Annotated in this window: 12 protein-coding genes; 9 read left to right on the top strand and 3 right to left on the bottom strand. The window is 74.8% G+C overall.

Features of this window, described 5'->3' with window-relative positions; genetic code table 11:
• From KBX39_RS05580 to ilvA, 3 genes are all read left to right on the top strand, one after another.
• A partial coding sequence (locus tag KBX39_RS05580) for an amidase family protein (RefSeq protein ID WP_247659901.1) occupies window positions 1-805 on the top strand: 805 nt, incomplete at its 5' end.
• Window positions 806-940: 135 nt separating this feature from the next.
• A complete protein-coding gene (locus tag KBX39_RS05585) occupies window positions 941-1,783 on the top strand; it encodes a DUF4328 domain-containing protein (RefSeq protein ID WP_312246276.1) in 843 nt (280 codons plus the stop codon).
• Window positions 1,780-3,000, top strand: coding sequence for a threonine ammonia-lyase (gene ilvA / locus KBX39_RS05590; RefSeq protein ID WP_043326509.1), 1,221 nt, complete (start codon window positions 1,780-1,782; stop codon window positions 2,998-3,000). Before KBX39_RS05585 ends, ilvA begins: the two co-directional genes overlap by 4 nt.
• Before the next feature lie 151 nt (window positions 3,001-3,151).
• Here the strand turns inward: ilvA and greA are convergent, their stop codons facing one another.
• Together greA and KBX39_RS05600 are read right to left on the bottom strand one after the other, a co-directional pair.
• Window positions 3,152-3,652, bottom strand: a complete 501-nt coding sequence (gene greA, locus KBX39_RS05595; RefSeq protein WP_043326508.1) for a transcription elongation factor GreA — start codon at window positions 3,650-3,652, stop codon at window positions 3,152-3,154.
• A 144-nt stretch (window positions 3,653-3,796) separates the two neighbouring features.
• On the bottom strand, window positions 3,797-4,231 hold the full coding sequence (locus tag KBX39_RS05600; protein ID WP_043326506.1) for a DUF4307 domain-containing protein: 435 nt from the start codon (window positions 4,229-4,231) through the stop codon (window positions 3,797-3,799).
• A gap of 238 nt (window positions 4,232-4,469) precedes the next feature.
• On the opposite strand from KBX39_RS05600, the gene mca reads away from it, so the two are divergent.
• The 6 genes from mca to purE all read left to right on the top strand — a co-directional run bounded on the left by mca (window position 4,470) and on the right by purE (window position 12,195).
• Window positions 4,470-5,351, top strand: coding sequence for a mycothiol conjugate amidase Mca (gene mca / locus KBX39_RS05605; protein ID WP_043326504.1), 882 nt, complete (start codon window positions 4,470-4,472; stop codon window positions 5,349-5,351).
• A gap of 48 nt (window positions 5,352-5,399) precedes the next feature.
• Window positions 5,400-5,684: a hypothetical protein gene (locus KBX39_RS05610; RefSeq protein ID WP_043326501.1), complete on the top strand. Its 285-nt coding sequence runs from the start codon at window positions 5,400-5,402 to the stop codon at window positions 5,682-5,684.
• 222 nt (window positions 5,685-5,906) lie between these two features.
• Window positions 5,907-8,396, top strand: a complete 2,490-nt coding sequence (locus tag KBX39_RS05615) for a bifunctional diguanylate cyclase/phosphodiesterase (RefSeq protein WP_210869448.1) — start codon at window positions 5,907-5,909, stop codon at window positions 8,394-8,396.
• A gap of 50 nt (window positions 8,397-8,446) precedes the next feature.
• Window positions 8,447-10,483 (top strand): thioredoxin domain-containing protein, encoded by a 2,037-nt coding sequence (locus KBX39_RS05620; protein ID WP_210869441.1) that lies wholly within the window; start codon window positions 8,447-8,449, stop codon window positions 10,481-10,483.
• A 63-nt stretch (window positions 10,484-10,546) separates the two neighbouring features.
• A complete protein-coding gene (locus KBX39_RS05625; RefSeq protein ID WP_210869444.1) occupies window positions 10,547-11,704 on the top strand; it encodes a 5-(carboxyamino)imidazole ribonucleotide synthase in 1,158 nt (385 codons plus the stop codon).
• On the top strand, window positions 11,704-12,195 hold the full coding sequence (gene purE / locus KBX39_RS05630) for a 5-(carboxyamino)imidazole ribonucleotide mutase (protein ID WP_043326491.1): 492 nt from the start codon (window positions 11,704-11,706) through the stop codon (window positions 12,193-12,195). The genes KBX39_RS05625 and purE overlap by 1 nt, the downstream gene beginning before the upstream one ends.
• A 420-nt stretch (window positions 12,196-12,615) precedes the next feature.
• Here the strand turns inward: purE and KBX39_RS05635 are convergent.
• A partial coding sequence (locus KBX39_RS05635; protein WP_210869446.1) for an SCO7613 C-terminal domain-containing membrane protein occupies window positions 12,616-16,820 on the bottom strand: 4,205 nt, incomplete at its 5' end.

The raw sequence follows: 16,820 nt of genomic DNA on the forward strand, positions 1-16,820 counted from the left end.
GCCCTGCCAGCTCGGCGCGGACGACTGGTTCGGCCTGACCGAGCACGGCATGCTCACCAGCACCGTGGCCGACGCGGTGGTCGGTTTCTCGGTGCTGGCCGGTCGCCGGCCGGACAAGCTGGTCCCGCCGGCGCGGCTACGGGTCGGCGTCTCGCTGCGCTCGCCGGTGCGCGGCGTCTCGCCGGACGCCCCGAACCGGGACGCGGTGGCCGCCGCCGGCCGCCTGCTCGCCGCCGCCGGTCACGACACCGTGCCCACCGACCCGGTATACCCGACCCGGCTCGGCCTGCAGGGCATCGCCACCTGGTTCGCGGCGGCCGCCGCCGACGTGCGCGCCGCCGGGGTCGCCCCGCGCCAGCTCCAGCGCCGCAGCCGCCGGCACGTCACGCTCGGCGAGTGGGCGCAGCGCCGGGGGTACGTGCGGGAGGCCGACCGGACCGCCTGGCGCGAACGGTCGGTGAACTTCTTCGCGGACAACTCGATCGACCTGCTGCTCACCCCGGCGCTGGCCGGGCCGCCGCCGGAGGCCGCCGGCTGGTCCGGCCGCTCCTGGCTGGCGAACATGTCGGCGAACATCAGGTACGCCCCGTACGCGGCGCCGTGGAACATCGCCGGGCTGCCGTCGATCGTGGTGCCGGTCGGCCGCCGCCCGGACGGGCTGCCGGTGGGCGTGCAGTTCGTCGGCCCGCCCGGCTCCGAGCTGCTGCTGCTCGGCGTGGCCGGTCAGTTCGAGATGCAGGCGCCGTGGGCGCGGCACGCCCCCGGCTACCCCCGCGTCGGAACGGGGTCGCCGGCCACCGCGTGATCGTCTAGCGTGTGCGCACCCTGTCGCGCACACCAACTCGGACGGTCCCCGATGAACTGCCAGACCTGCGGGGACGCCACGTCCCCGGCCTTTGAGGAGTGCCAGCGCTGCGGTACGCGCGTCGGCCAACCCGCCGTGAGTCCCGGCGCGCCCACGTACGGCGTGCGCGGACTGGCGGTGGCCGGGGCGTCCGCGGTCGGCGCCGCCACCCTCTGCTACCTGCTCACGGCTCTGTTCCCGCTGGTTGGTGTGCGGATGGCCCGCTCGGCCGCCGAGCAGCTCGACCGGGACGTGCTGCTCGGCGCGGTGCTGGTCGAGGTGCTGTTCACCCTGCCCTACCTGCTCGCCCTGCTGACCGCGGGGACGCTCGTGGTGATCTGGACCTGGCGGGCGCGCAAGAACCTGGACGCCTTCCCGGGCGCCGTGCCGAGCCTGAGCCCGGCGTGGTCGATCGCCGGCTGGCTGGTGCCGTTCGCCAACCTCGTGGTGCCGGCCCGGGTGCTCGCCGACCTGCTCCGGAACAGCGTCTGGCAGCGCCGCCAGTCGTGGCTGGTCGGGGTGTGGTGGGTGAGCTGGCTGGTGTTCCTGATCGGTGACCGGTTCGTCGCGCAGGCGCAGCAGCAGCGGTACGACCGGCTGACCGAGCTGCCCCGCAACGACGCGGAGTTCGGCACGTACGTGCGCTACTACGAGGAGGCGCTCGCGCCCCGGCTGGTGCCGGCGTTGGCCTGCCTGGTCGCCGGGATCGCGTTCGTCGTGCTGATCCGCCGGATCTCCGCCGCCCAGCAGGACCGGCTCGCCCGGGCCGTGCCCGCGTGGCCGGGTCAGCCGGCGTGGCCGGGTCAGCCGGCGTGGCCGGGTCAGCCGGGCGGGCCGGGGCGCCCCGACCGGCCCGCTTCCGTCGCGTCGGTGCCGCCCGCGCCGTCGGCCACGTCGGCGCAAATCCCACCGGGGCCGGGTGGCACGATCGGGGCATGACGGAACTGGTCGGTCTCGCCGACGTTCAAGCTGCGCGGGAACTGCTCGGCGGTGTCACCCGTACCACCCCGCTGGAGCCGTCCCGGCCGCTCAGCGCCGCGCTCGGCGGGCCGGTCTGGCTCAAGTGCGAGAACCTGCAACGCGCCGGGTCGTACAAGGTGCGTGGCGCGTACGTGCGGATCTCCCGCCTCTCGGCCGAGGAGCGGGCCCGGGGCGTGGTCGCGGCGAGCGCCGGCAACCACGCCCAGGGGGTGGCGCTCGCCGCCGGGCTGGTCGGCGCGCACGCCACCGTCTTCATGCCGGTGAACGCGCCGCTGCCGAAGGTCGCCGCGACCAAGGGGTACGGCGCGCAGGTCGAGCTGGTCGGCAACACGGTGGACGAGTCGCTCGTCGCGGCGCAGACCTTCGCCGAGCGGACCGGTGCGGTGTTCATCCACCCGTTCGACCACGCGGACGTGATCGCCGGTCAGGGCACCGTCGCGCTGGAGATCCTCGAACAGTGCCCGGACGTGCGCACCATCGTGACCGGGGTGGGCGGTGGCGGACTGGTCTCCGGGATGGCGGTGGCGGCCAAGGCGCTGCGTCCCGACGTACGGGTGATCGGGGTCCAGGCGGCGAGCGCCGCCGCCTTCCCGCCCTCGCTGCGGGCCGGCGAGCCGGTACGCCTGCCCTCGTTCGCGACGATCGCCGACGGGATCGCCGTCGGCCGGCCGGGGGAGCTGACCTTCACCCACGTCCGCAAGCTCGTCGACGACGTCGTCACGGTCTCCGAGGAGGACATCTCCCGGGCGCTGCTGATGCTGCTCGAACGCGGCAAGCAGGTGGTCGAGCCGGCCGGCGCGGTAGGGGTGGCGGCGCTGCTGTCCGGCGCGGTGGAGGTGACCGCGCCGGTGGTCGCGGTGCTCTCCGGCGGCAACATCGATCCGCTGCTCATGCTCCGGGTGATCGAGCACGGTCTGGCGGCGGCCGGCCGTTTCCTGCGGATCACGGTGCGCTGCGTCGACCGGCCCGGCCAGCTCGCCTCGCTGCTCGGCGAGATCGCCGAGCACCGGGCCAACGTGGTGGACGTGGTGCACCAGCGGGCCAACCCGCACCTGCGCCTGGGCGAGGTGGAGGTAGCCCTGTCCGTGGAGACGCGCGGGGTGGAGCACTCGGACACCCTGATCAGCGCGTTGCGGGCCAGCGGCTACCAGGTGGTCTTCACCGGCGAGGGCTGAGCCCCTCGGTGGAACACCGACGTCACAGCGGAACGCGAACGCCCCGGCCGGATGATCCGGTCGGGGCGTTCGGGTGTGCGGCTCGGGTCCGAGGAGCCTGTCAGCCTCGGTCGGGTTCGGGACCCGAGCCATCCGGCGCGGGTCCGGAAGGTCAGCCGCTGTACGGCTCGAAGGAGACGATGGTCACCTTGATATCGGCGCCGCTCGGCGCGGTGTAGGTGCAGGTCTGCCCCGCCTTGCCGCCGAGGATGGCCTGGCCGAGCGCGGACTCGGGGCTGTACACCGTCAGGTCGGTGGTGGAGGCGATCTCCCGGGAGCCGAGCAGGAACGTCTCGCTGTCGTCCGCGTCGTCGTCGAAGTAGATCGTCACGACCATGCCCGGCGACACCGCATCGGTGTCCGGAGCCTCACCGACCTTGGCGGTGCGCAGCAGCTCCTTGAGGTAGAGAATGCGGCCCTCGGCCTTGCCCTGCTCCTCGCGGGCGGCGTGGTAGCCACCGTTCTCCCGCAGGTCGCCCTCCTCGCGCCGGGCGTTGATCTCGGCAGCGATGACCGGCCGGTTGGCGATCAGCTCGTCGAGCTCTGCCTGCAGACGGTCGTAGGCGTCCTGGGACAGCCAGGTGGCGGGCGCCTCGTTTCCATTTGTGGACACAGGCGGTCTCCTCGGTTGGTGCGGACTGGCTGACAGGTGAACTTGCAAGGCTACCAGTGCCGCACACGTCGAGGTGTGCTCAATCACCCCGGTGCCGGCGACGGGACCGGGGTGCGGTTGCCGGCGGCTCGCCGGCGCTCCGGCTCAGCCGGCCGGCCGGCAGCGCAACACCTCACCGATGAACGGCCGGGCGCTCGTGGGCACCTCCTGGCGGGTCCGGATGTGGCGCTGGCCCGGCTCGGCGCTCACAGTGGTCTCGATGCTGCCCACCTGGGCGCCGTCGTGCGAGCGGGCCCGCAGCAGACAGGTGGCGGAGCCACCCGGCGGCACGGTGACCCGGAAGTCGACTGTCACCCGGGAGTCGGTGATGTCGGAGTAGCTGATCATCTCGCCCTGGTACTCCGGGTCGCCGTACTGGTAGTAGAGCTTCGCCGCGCCCAGCCCGAGGACGGCGAGCAGGACCGCCACCGTCAGGGCGAGCAGGACCGGCCGGCGGCGCCCCGGCTCCCGGCGTCGGCCGTACCGGCCGGGCGGGTAGACCGGCGCCTCCGCGGCGACTGTGGCGTGCGTCTCGCTCACCGGCGGGTATCTCCTGGCGTTGTTGTCGGCGGCATCGGCAAGAATGGCTAGGTCCATCTTCCCAGCCCGGCGCTGAGTCAAGGATGGCAGGTCGGCCTGGACCGGCGGGCGTGGCCCTGGCCACTCCGGTGGCGGCCCCCGACCGGCCGTCACGGGGGCTTTCGCGGGCGCGGGGGGAGATTCCGGCAGGTCAGCCGACCGGAGGGTGGTCGGCGGGCACAGACGAGGAGCGCCGAAGGTGGCAGAACAGCTGCGTCTCATGGCGGTGCACGCCCATCCCGACGACGAGTCGAGCAAGGGTGCCGCCACCATGGCGAAATACGTCGCCGAGGGGGTGGACGTCCTCGTCGTCACCGCGACCGGTGGCGAACGGGGCAGCGTGCTCAACCCGAAGATGGACCGCCCCGACGTGTGGGCCAACATCGGTGACATCCGGCGGGCCGAGATGGACGCCGCCCGGGCGATCCTCGGCGTCGAGCAGGCGTGGCTCGGCTTCGTCGACTCCGGGCTGCCCGAGGGCGACCCGCTGCCGCCGCTGCCGGAGGGCTGCTTCGCCCTGCAGGACGTGGACGTCGCCGCCGCGCCGCTGGTGCGCCTGATGCGGCAGTTCCGCCCGCACGTCGTCACCACGTACGACGAGGAGGGCGGCTACCCGCACCCGGACCACATCATGACCCACAAGGTCACCGTGGCGGCGTTCGACGCGGCCGGTGACCCGGAGCGCCATCCCGAACTGGGCGAGCCGTGGCAGCCGCTCAAGCTCTACTACGACGTGGGCTTCTCCCGGGCCAAGATCATGAGCCTGCACGAGGCGGTGCTCGAAGCCGGGCTCGAATCGCCGTACGGCGAGTGGATGAAGCGCTGGGACGAGCGCCCCGACAAGGGTGCGCGGATCACCACCCGGGTCGAGTGCGCCGACTACTTCCCGGTCCGCGACGACGCCCTGCGCGCCCACGCCACCCAGATCGACCCGGACGGGTTCTGGTTCCAGGTGCCGATGGAGCTGCAGAAGCGCGCCTGGCCGACGGAGGACTTCCAACTCGCCCGGTCGCTGGTGGACAGCCCGCTGCCCGAGTCCGACCTCTTCGCGGGCGTACGGGAGGCGTGCCGTGCCCACTGACCGGGCCGGGGTCTACCCTGGTGCGCAGTCGCACATCGGAGGAACACCATGCTGACCGCCGTCGAGGTGCTCGCACAGAACAACTTCGGTGACACCCGCACGGGTGGTCTGGCCGGTCCGATGGGCCTCTTCCTCATCGTTGCGCTGGCCACCGTCACCGTCCTGCTGATCCGCAACATGAACGCCCGGCTGCGCCGGCTGCCCGACCGCTTCCCGCACCAGGGCACCCCGGGCCGGGCCGATTCCGCAGTCGCCGATCCGACAGAAGGGCTCGTCGAGCAGGATTCACCGACGAACACGCCCAGCGGCTCCCAGCAGCGACGGAACAGCTGAACACCGCGTGAATCACGCCCAAGCCGGTCGTCGCCCCCTGTTGCGACCACCGGCTTTGGCTTAGCCTTCCGCCGGGGGGACCGTCAGGCCCCGGACCCTGCGCGGAAGGGGGACGCCGATGTCGAAGGCAGCACCGGCCCCCGGCCATGCCTCCGCCCGGCCCGGTGACGGGGCGGCCCCGTGACCACCGAGCCGGCCGACCGTCCCCCGGACCGGGTCGGCCTGCGCGGGACGCCGACGGGCGTCGTCGTGTTGACCGTCGCGGTCGCGTTCACCGGTCTGCTGGCCGCCGTCCTCGGCCTGGTCGTCCCGCCACACCTCCCGGTGGACCACCCGCTGCCCGGCCCGGCGCGGTTCGGCATCGCCACTGTCGCGTTCGCGGTTGCCCAACTCGCCCGGCTGCGCTTCCGTACCGCTTCGGGGATGGTGAGCATCACCTGGGGCGAGGCCGCGCTGGTGGTCTGCCTCTGGCTGGTGCCGGCCGGCTGGCTTCCGGCCGCCGCCCTGCTGGGCGTGGGCACCGCCTGGACCGTGATGTCGGTGGTGTCGGACCGTCGACCGGCCCTGGAACTGGCGGGGATCGCCGGCTCGCTCACCGCCGCCACCGCGCTCGCGGCGGCCGTCGCGACCGCCCTCGGCCCGCCGCTGCTCGCCGCGCCCACCCCGGAACTCGCGCTCACGCTCACCGCCGCCGCGGTGACGTACCTGCTCACCACCGCCTTCCTGGGCGCCGTGACGCTCGCGCTGCGGCACGGCATCCCGATGGGGCCGCCGCTGTTCGCCGCGCTGCGCGGCAAGCTGCTCATGTTCGTCGGCAACGTGGCGGTCGGCCTGGTGGTCGTCGCGCTGCTCGAACTCGACGCGCGCTGGCTGCTGCTCCTGCCGCCGCCGCTCTGGCTGCTCCAGCAGACCTACCGGCACCGGCTGCGGGCCGACCAGGAGCGCCGGACCTGGCGGGCGTTCGCCGAGGCCACCGCCGCGCTCAACCAGCTCGACGAGCGGGGCGTGGCGACCGCCGCGGTGACCGGCGCGCTCACGCTGTTCGGCGCCGAACTGGTCGAGGTCGACGTGGCCCGGGGCGAGGGACGCTGGCGCCGGTACCGGGCCGACCGTGGCGGGCAGGTCCGGGACCGGGAGGTGGAACCCGCCGGGTGCGCCGGCGTCGCCGAGCACGAGTTGATGCGCCGGCTCGTCGTGGGCTCCGCCGAGGTCGGCCGGCTGCGGGTGCGGTTCGCCCGGTCCGCCCCGCCGAGCGCCCGGGAACGCGACGGCGTGGCGGCCTTCGGGGACGCGCTCGCCGCCGCCCTGCACGACGCCGCCACGCATCGGGAGCTGCGGCTGGTCACCGCCCGCTCGTCGTACGACGCGGTGCATGACCAGCTCACCGGCCTGCTGAACCGGGCGGCGCTGCTCACCAAGGGGGACCAGGCGTTGCGGCAGCGCCCGCACGACCACCCGGTGGCCCTGCTGCTGCTCGACGTGAACCAGTTCAAGGAGGTGAACGACACGCTCGGGCACTCGGCGGGTGACCAGCTGCTGCGGCTCACCGCCAGCCGCCTCGCCGCGCTGACCCGGCCGGGCGACCTGCTCGGGCGGCTCGGCGGTGACGAGTTCGCGCTGCTGCTGACCTCGGTGCCGATGGTCGAGGACCGGACGGCCCCGCTGGCGTACGCGCTGCGCCAGGCCCGGGAGGTCGCCGAACGCCTCGCCGCCCCGACCGAGGTGGCCGGGGTACGGATGTCCGTCGAGGTGGCAGTGGGCGTGGTGGTGGCCGACGCGGGCGCGGCCGACCTGACCGAGCTGCTGCGGCGCGCCGACATCGCCATGTACCAGGCGAAGGAGGGCGGCGGCAGCGTCGCCGCGTACGACAGCTCCCGCGACGCGGCGAGCACCGACCACCTGGCGTTGCTCGCGGAGATGCGGGAGGCGCTGGCCGCCGCCGACCAGCTGGTCCTGGCGTTGCAGCCGGCGGTGGACCTGGCCACCGGCGCGCCGACCGGCGTGGAGGCGCTGATCCGGTGGCGGCACCCGCGCCGGGGATGGCTCGGCCCGGCCGACTTCATCCGCCCGGTGGAGAACAGCGAGCAGCTCGGCAGCTTCACCCGGTACGTGCTGGACAAGGCGCTGGCCGTGGCGTCCGCGTGGGCGCGGGACGGGCTGGACGTCCCCATCTCGGTGAACCTGTCCGCGCGCAGCCTGCTCGACCCGCGACTGCCCGCCGAGATCGACGAGGCGCTTCGCCGTCACCAGGTCCCGCCGCACCGGCTGGTCCTGGAGATCACCGAGACGGTGGTGATGAGCGAGCTGGAGATCATCGACGAGGTGCTGGCCACGCTGCGCGCCATGGGCGTGCAGCTCGCGGTGGACGACTTCGGCACCGGTTTCTCCTCGCTGACGTTCCTCACCCGGATCGCCGTGGACGAGCTGAAGGTGGACCGGTCGTTCGTGCTCCGGATGGCCGACTCGCCCGAGGCGGCGGCGATCGTCCGGACCACCGTCGGGCTGGCCCACGAGTTGGGGCTGCGGGTCGTGGCCGAGGGCGTCGAGACCGCCGAGCAGCGCACCGCGCTGGCCGAGCTGGGCTGCACAGCCGCCCAGGGCTACCACTTCTTCAAGCCGATGCCCGCCGACAAGATCGCCGCGGTGCTCGGGTCGCTGCGCGACGGCGCCCGGGGCAACGTCTTCCCGCTGCGCGCCGACGGCGCATCCTGACCCCTGCCGCACCGGCGGCGTCGGAAGGCGATGGTGGATAGGGTCGGGTGGTGAACCGACTCGCCAAGGCCACCTCGCCCTATCTGCTCCAGCACGCCGACAACCCGGTCGACTGGTGGCCGTGGTGCGAGGAGGCGTTCGCCGAGGCGAACCGGCGCGACGTGCCGGTGCTGATCTCGGTCGGTTACGCGGCCTGCCACTGGTGTCATGTGATGGCTCACGAGTCGTTCGAGAACGAGGCAGTGGCCCGGCTGATGAACGACGACTTCGTCTGCGTGAAGGTCGACCGCGAGGAGCGCCCCGACGTCGACGCGGTCTATATGACCGCCACCCAGGCGATGACCGGGCAGGGCGGCTGGCCGATGACCGTCTTCGCGACGCCGGACGGCACCCCGTTCTTCTGCGGCACGTACTTCCCGCGCGCCAACTTCATCCGCCTGCTCGGCTCGGTCGCCACCGCCTGGCGCGACCAGCGCGAGGCGGTGCTGCGGCAGGGCGCCGCCGTGGTCGAGGCGATCGGCGGCGCGCAGGCGGTCGGGGGCGTGACCGCCCCGCTCACCGCCGACCTGCTCGACGCCGCCGCGAGCCAGCTCGCCCGGGAGTACGACGAGACGAACGGCGGTTTCGGCGGCGCGCCGAAGTTCCCGCCGCACATGAACCTGCTCTTCCTGCTCCGGCACCACCAGCGCACCGGCTCGGCGCGCAGCCTGGAGATCGTCCGGCACACCTGCGAGGCGATGGCCCGTGGCGGCCTCAACGACCAGCTCGCCGGTGGGTTCGCCCGCTACTCGGTGGACGGCCACTGGACTGTGCCGCACTTCGAGAAGATGCTCTACGACAACGCGCTGCTGCTGCGCGTCTACACCCAGCTCTGGCGGCTCACCGGCGACGGGCTGGCCCGCCGGGTGGCCCGGGACACCGCCCGGTTCCTCGCCGACGAGCTGCACCGGGCCGGTGAAGGCTTCGCCTCGGCGCTGGACGCGGACACCGAGGGCGTCGAGGGGCTCACCTACGTCTGGACGCCCGACCAGCTCGTCGAGGTGCTGGGGGCCGACGACGGCCGGTTTGCCGCCGATCTGTTCGAGGTCACCGCCGAGGGCACGTTCGAGCACGGCAGCAGCGTGCTGCGGCTGGCCCGGGACGTCGACGACGCCGACCCGGCGGTGCGGGCCCGCTGGCAGGACGTGGTGGGCCGGCTGCTCGCCGCCCGCGACACCCGCCCACAGCCGGCCCGCGACGACAAGGTGGTGGCCGCCTGGAACGGGCTGGCGATCACCGCCATCGCCGAGTTCCAGCAGGTCGCCGCACTGCTCGTGTCCCCGGACGACGAGGACGCGAACCTGATGGACGGCGTGCTGATCGTCTCCGACGGCGCGATGCGGGACGCCGCCGAGCACCTGGCCACCGTGCACGTGGTGGACGGGCGGCTGCGCCGGGTCTCCCGGGACAAGGTCGTGGGCGAGCCGGCCGGGGTGCTGGAGGACTACGGGTGCGTCGCCGAGGCGTTCTGCGCGATGCACCAGCTCACCGGCGAGGGGCGGTGGCTGAGCCTGGCCGGTGAGCTGCTCGATGTGGCGCTGGCCCGGTTCGCCGGCCCGGACGGCGCCTTCTACGACACCGCCGACGACGCCGAGCGCCTGGTCACCCGGCCCGCCGACCCGACCGACAACGCGACCCCGTCGGGCCGCTCGGCGATCGTCGCGGCGCTCGTGGCGTACGCGGCGCTGACCGGGGAGACCCGCTACCGGGAGGCGGCCGAGCAGACGCTGTCGACTGTCGCGCCGATCGTCGACCGGCACGCCCGGTTCACCGGCTACGCCGCCACCGTCGGCGAGGCGCTGCTGTCCGGGCCGTACGAGATCGCGGTGGCGACCGGCGACCCGGAGGGCGACCCGCTGGTGGCCGCTGCCCGGCGCCACGCCCCGCCCGGCGCGGTGGTGGTGGCCGGCGCCCCGGACCAGCCCGGCGTGCCGCTGCTGGCCGGACGACCGTTCGTCGACGGGCGGCCCGCCGCGTACGTCTGCCGGGGCTTCGTCTGCCAGCGGCCGGTGACCGGCGTCGAGGAGCTGATCGCGCAGCTCGCCTGAGCGGAGTGGGTCGGCCGCCCTCGCGGTCCGGCCCGGCGCCGGCCCTTATAGGCTGGCGGCGCTATGGACTCCCGTACCGGTCTCCCCGTCGTGGGCATGGTGGGTGGCGGCCAGCTCGCCCGGATGACCCACCAGGCCGCCATCGCCCTCGGCCAGTCGCTGCGCGTGCTGGCGCTCGCCCCGGACGACGGCGCCGCGCTGGTCGCCGCCGACGTCCAGTACGGCGACCACACCGACCTGGCCGCGCTGCGTACGTTCGCCAAGGGCTGCGACGTGGTCACCTTCGACCACGAGCACGTGCCCAACGAGCACATCCGCGCGTTGACCGACGAGGGCGTGAAGCTGTTCCCGCCGGCCGAGGCGCTGGTGCACGCGCAGGACAAGCGGGTGATGCGGGAACGGCTCGGTGAGCTGGGCGCGCCGAACCCGGCCTGGCGTCCGGTGGAGTCCCCGGCCGACCTGATCGCCTTCGGCGAGGAGACCGGCTGGCCGGTGGTGCTCAAGGCCGCCCGGGGCGGCTACGACGGGCGCGGCGTCTGGATGGTCGACGACGCCGGCGCGGCCGGTGAGCTGGCCGCCACGCTGCTCGCCGGTGGCACGCCGCTGCTGGTCGAGGAGCGGGTGAAGCTGCGCCGGGAACTGGCCGTGCAGGTGGCGCGGTCGCCGTTCGGGCAGGTCGCCGCGTACCCCGTGGTGGAGACGGTGCAGCGCGACGGCATCTGCGTCGAGGTGCTGGCGCCCGCGCCCGACCTGCCGGAGGAGCAGGCCGTCGCCGCGCAGCAGCTCGCCATCGACCTCGCGACCGCGCTCGGTGTGGTCGGCCTGCTCGCGGTGGAGCTGTTCGACACGCCGTCCGGGCTGGTCGTCAACGAGCTGGCCATGCGGCCGCACAACTCCGGTCACTGGACCATCGAGGGGGCCCGGACCTCGCAGTTCGAGCAGCACTTGCGGGCAGTCCTCGACTACCCGATGGGGGACACCTCGCTGACCGCGCCGGTCGTGGTGATGGCGAACGTGCTCGGCGGCGAGCCGGGCGGCATCTCCATCGACGAGCGGCTGCACCACCTGTTCGCCGCCGAGCCCGGGGCCAAGGTCCACCTGTACGGCAAGCAGGTCCGCCCCGGCCGCAAGATCGGGCACGTCACCGTGCTCGGCAACGACCTTGAGGACGTACGGGCCCGGGCCGCGCGTGCCGCCCGCTGGCTCCAGGAGGGGCACTGATGAGCACCGTCGGGCTGATCATGGGCAGCGACTCGGACTGGCCGGTCATGCGGGCCGCCGCCGAGGCGCTGGACGAGTTCGGCGTGCCGTACGAGGTGGGCGTGGTCTCGGCGCACCGCACCCCGGGCAAGATGATCGAGTACGGCCGGGCCGCCGCCGGCCGGGGCGTTCAGGTGATCATCGCGGGCGCGGGCGGGGCGGCCCACCTGCCCGGCATGGTCGCCTCGGTCACCCCGCTGCCGGTGATCGGTGTCCCGGTGCCGCTGAAGTACCTGGACGGGATGGACTCGCTGCTGTCCATCGTGCAGATGCCGGCCGGTGTGCCGGTCGCCACCGTCTCGATCGGCAACGCCCGCAACGCCGGCCTGCTGGCGGTACGCATCCTGGGCGCCTCCGACCCGGTGCTGCGCGACAGGATGGCCGCCTACCAGGCGAGCCTGGAGGATCTGGTCGCCGAGAAGGAAGCCGCGCTGCGCGCCTCCCTCACCTGACCGTTCGTCACTCTTCGTGCTCAACCCGGCTGGTTGCTGAGCGTGACCGGCTGGGCGGGCGGCTGTTTGTGCCCTCCGCCGACTTTGCTCTGCAACCATCGACGCGGCGCGGCCTTGACCTGCGGTTCTGCGTTTCCTCGAAATTGGCTCCGCACCGGCACTCGTCACGGTGGGCGACCGTTGCCTCCGTGGCTGCAGAGCAAAGTCGGCAGAGAGGTGCCCCGCCCGCCCCGGCACTTCGACACGGAGTGTGACCGTACTGAACGGCCGGGGAGACGCCGCGAGCCGGCCGGGCAGGGTGCCGCGGACCGGCCGGCAGAGTGCCGCGGACCGGCCGGGTGAGGTGCCGCGGACCGGCGGGCACGCGGCCCGGCGTCGGGCGTGAGTCGGGCGGGCCCGGCACCGCCAGGCCCGATCGGCTCACCGCATGCCGCGCAGCGCGGTCTGCAGGCGCTCCTGGGCGCGGCGGCGACGCTCGTTGCTCGCGCCCAGCGCCAGCAGCACGATGCCGACCGGGATCAGCACCAGCCACGGGCCGAGGCTGAACAGCGCGTGCACGGCCGCGATCGCGGTCACCGCGGCGCCCACGATCACCGGGGCCTGCTGCCGGCTGGTCGAGCCGAAGATGAGCACCGCGACGGCGCCGAGCAGCAGCAGCACCTGGCGCAGCATGCTGGAGTCGGTGGCGATCACGATCGCCAGCGTGGGCAGGAAAGCGGTGACGAGCGCCGGGCCGTACGCCACCCAGCTCGACAGGTCGGGCCGGTGGCGCAGTTGCAGCACCCCGACCAGCAGGGCGAGCGCCGCGAACGGCAGCGTGTACGCCTCCGGCAGCGCCACGTCGGCCACCCGCATCAGGATCCACCAGGCGCTGATCTCGCAGGCCACTACCGCCCAGAACAGCAGGTTGCGCTCCATCGGCCGGCGCCCCGGACGGGTGGCCGCCACCCCGAGGACCGCGCCCCACGCGGCCAGCAGCGCGGCGATGTGCCGGGGCGAGTCGTACGCCAGGGCCAGCGCGATGAGCGCCGCCCCGAAGCCGCTCCACTCGACGGTGGCCGCCTCCCGGTACGCCTCGGGGCGGCGCAGCCGGGGCAGCGTGGCGGCGAAGACCTGCAACGCCGCGCCGACCGCGAGTACCCCGAAGGCGGACCACACCGCGGCGAGCCCGGACTTCAGGCCGACGGTGAGCACGAAGAGTTGCGCCATCAGCGAGCCGAACAGCCAGCCCAGGATGCGGGCGCGCTGGGTGGTGCCGAACAGCGCGGCGACGGCGCCCACGCCCACCGCGCCGCCGAGCGTGAACACGGTCAGGTCGCTGGTGGCGAGGCTGCCGGCCAGCCCGGCGCCACCGGCGGCCAGCCCGAGGGCGAAGACCAGCACCCGGGCCACCCGGATCGACCGGCCCGGCTCGGCCAGCGCCGGCGGTGGGGTCAGCGCCAGGCCGAGCATCGAGATGGTGAACACCGCCAGCGCGGCCAGCGCGGTCACCGGCCAGCCCCGGCCGAGCGCCACCGGCGTGATCAGCAGCGTGACCGCCGCCCCGGGCAGGATCACCGGCACCGCACGGGACCGCCGGCCCCCGCTGAACCCGGTGGCGGCGAGCGCCGCTGTCACTGTGAGCAGCAGCGCGGTGAGCACGTGGGTGGGATTCACCGCGTTCGCCGGCGGGGTCAGCAGCTCCGGTGGCGGCCCCTGCCACACCCGGCTCAGCACCGCGAACGGCGAGAACAACGCCACCACAAGCGCGGGCGCCAGTGTGGCCAGCGCCAGCGCGGTGGGCAACGCCGCGGCGGCGAGCGCGCCGGCGGCCGGGCTGACCCGCCAGCGCAGCACCGGATCGTCCGGGTCACGTCGCATCGCCCCGTTCAGCAGGACGGTCCAGCGGCGTACCGGCCGGGCCGAGCCGGCGGGCGGGACCGTGGCGGCCCGTACCAGTTCGGCGAGCACGCCGAGCAGCGCGGCGGCGGCGGCGAACACGCCCGCCGGCAGGCCGACCGCGAGCGCGGCGGCAGCGGTGACGGTGGCCGCGCCGACCACCGCCACGCTGGCGAACGGGAGGTACTGCGGCACGTACCGGCGCGCGGCCGCGATCGCGGCCAGACCGATGCTGGTGGCGGCCAGCGCGGCGGTCAGCACCACCTGGGGCGGGTGGCCGAACGCGGCGGCCAGGGCGGCCACCGCGCCGGGCAGGGCGAGCACCGCGGCGCCCGCGCCTGCGCCGCCCACCTGCACCAGGTGCGGCGGCATGCCCTCGGCGCGTACGTCGTCCACGAGCGACGGCGCGAGCGTACGGGCCAGGGCGGCCACCGTCGCCCCGATCAGCGCGATGCTGCCGAGCGCCAGCGCCGTGGTCCCCGGGCGGACCAGTCCCGCCCCGGCCGCGTGCAGCGCGACCACACCGGCCACCGTGGCCCGGGACAGCGAGGCCCGGGGATCGACAGCGGCCACGGCCGCCATGCCGTAGACAGTGGCCACCATTGCGCCCACCACCACCGGGGACCACCAGGGCAACTCGAACGCGGCCGGCGCGCCCACCGTGGCGAGCACGACGGCCAGGCCAGAAACGTCGTACTTCCACGGCGCCGGCAGCAGGACGGCGGCGGTCACCGCGAGCAGCACCAGCGCGACCGGTGCCTGCCAGGTCGACCCGCCCGTCGGCGCAGCCGGCCACCCGCTCAGGTCCCCGGCCCAGATCGGGCCGGGGGTGGCCAGCACGCCGAGCCCGCCGCGCAGCGCGCTCCAGGCGGCGATCAGGCCGAGGAGCAGGCCACCGGCGGCGATGCCGAGGATCGGTCCGCGCCGCCACTCCTCCGGCAGCGCCCGGGCTGCCACCGCGACCAGCAGCACCAGCGCGGAGGCCACCACGAGCTGACCGCCGGGGGCGAGCACCGCGGCGATCCGGGCCAGCGTGGCGACGAGCGCCACGGTGGTGGCGGCCAGGGCCAGGTCGGACCCGTCCAGGGACATGTCGGCGCGGCGCCCCGCGTCGATGCGCGGCGCGAGCGCCAGCAGCGCGGCGGCGACCAGGAGCAGACTGCCCACCCAGGCGTCCGCCGAGGTCGCGCCCGGCGCGCCGAACGCGGCGGCGGCGACGGCCACCGTGCCGAGCACGGTGCCCAGCGCGTGCGGAATGCTCAGGTGCCGCTGCGCCACCTGCACCAGGGCGGCGTAGCCGAGCGTGACGCAGACGGCGAGGAAGCTCGCCGCGAGGATCGGAACGGTGATCTCGCGCAGGTTCGCCGGAGTGGCGATCGGCGGGGTCGGCGCGGTGGCGGCGACGAACGCGGCGACGGCGCCCGGCAGCGCGAACGCCGCGCCGCCGGCCGCCCAGGCGCAGACGGTGTCGGTCGCGGCGGCGGCGAGCCGGACCCGAGGGGCGAGGGAGACCAGCGCGCCGGCCAGGAAGAGCAGCGTCAGCGCCGCGGCGGTCAGCGCCGGCCGGGCGAGCGCGGCGCCGGCGCCGATCAGGCCCAGCCCGGCCGCGGTGACCGCGTGTGTCACCGCCGCGCGTTCGGTGCCGGCGCTCAGCCCGAGCACACCGACGACGACCGCGGTCAGCAGCATCGGCCAGCAGGCCGCCGCCCACCCCAGGCCGAGCGACGCGGGTACGGCGAGCGCGGTGAGCGCCGCGCCGACCACCGCGAACTCACGCCGGATCTCGGGCGGCAGCGCGATCACGGCGGCGACGGTGAGCAGCAGCGCGCTGGCGGCGAGCTGCCAGCCGGTCGGGCCGACCGCCCGGGCCAGCTCGGCGTGCCATCCGCTCAGGTCCGCCGACCAGGCCGGCAGCGCGGCCCGGAGCGGCGCCAGCCCGGCGCGCAGCGCGCCACCGGCGACCACCAGGCCGCTGACCGTGAGCGCCACCGCCGACGCGAGCTGCGGACCCCGCCGGGCCGCCTCCGGTACGGCCCGGACGGCGAGCCCGGTCAGCGCGATGACGGCGGAGATCAGCAGCAGGGACCGGCCCGGCAGGGCCACCGAGGCGACCCGGCCGAGCGCGCCGATCACCGCGAGCGTGAGGATGCCGGCGCCGACATCGGGCAGCGGCGGCCGGCGCAGCACGAGCGTGCCGGCCAGCGCGACCAGGGCGGCGAGCAGCAGCACCGCGCCCGATGCGGCGGCCGGCGGGACGGTGGCGGCGCGCAGCAGGCCGGTGACCGCGTACGCCAGCGCGACAGCGACCGCCACGCCGTGCAGCAGCCAGGTCAGCTCGGGCAGCCACGGCACCGGCCGGGCGGTGGCGGCCGGCTCCGGGGGAGCGTCCCCGCCGAGCACCTCGCCGACCTCCTCCGGCGCCGACTCGGGCCGGTCCTCGTCGGCGCGTTGCCGGGGCGGGACGGGCGGGGGCGGCGCGGTGGCGGGCAGGTCACGCCGGACCGGCCGCTCACGTACCACAGCGGAACGGACGAGCGCGAGGTCGAGCACGGCCACCACGGTGAGCACCAGCGCCCAGCCGACCGGCCCGGTGATCCGCTCGTACGCCAGCAGCGGCAGCACCGGCTGGGCGGCGAGCACTGTGGCGAAGCGTGGCGCGCGCAGACCCGTCCCGTACGCGTACCCCAGGGCGACGAGCGTGGTGACCAGGAAGATCGTCCCGGCGAACGCGGCACCTGATCCGTCGC

Source organism: Micromonospora sp. D75 (assembly GCF_018070405.1).
In the GTDB taxonomy this organism is placed as follows: domain Bacteria; phylum Actinomycetota; class Actinomycetes; order Mycobacteriales; family Micromonosporaceae; genus Micromonospora; species Micromonospora chalcea.

Coding starts and splice junctions, on each gene's coding strand:
- ilvA (WP_043326509.1), top strand. CDS start 1,780: ATGACGGAACTGGTCGGTCTCGCCGACGTTCAAGCTGCGCGGGAACTG.
- KBX39_RS05610 (WP_043326501.1), top strand. CDS start 5,400: ATGCTGACCGCCGTCGAGGTGCTCGCACAGAACAACTTCGGTGACACC.
- KBX39_RS05625 (WP_210869444.1), top strand. CDS start 10,547: ATGGACTCCCGTACCGGTCTCCCCGTCGTGGGCATGGTGGGTGGCGGC.
- purE (WP_043326491.1), top strand. CDS start 11,704: ATGAGCACCGTCGGGCTGATCATGGGCAGCGACTCGGACTGGCCGGTC.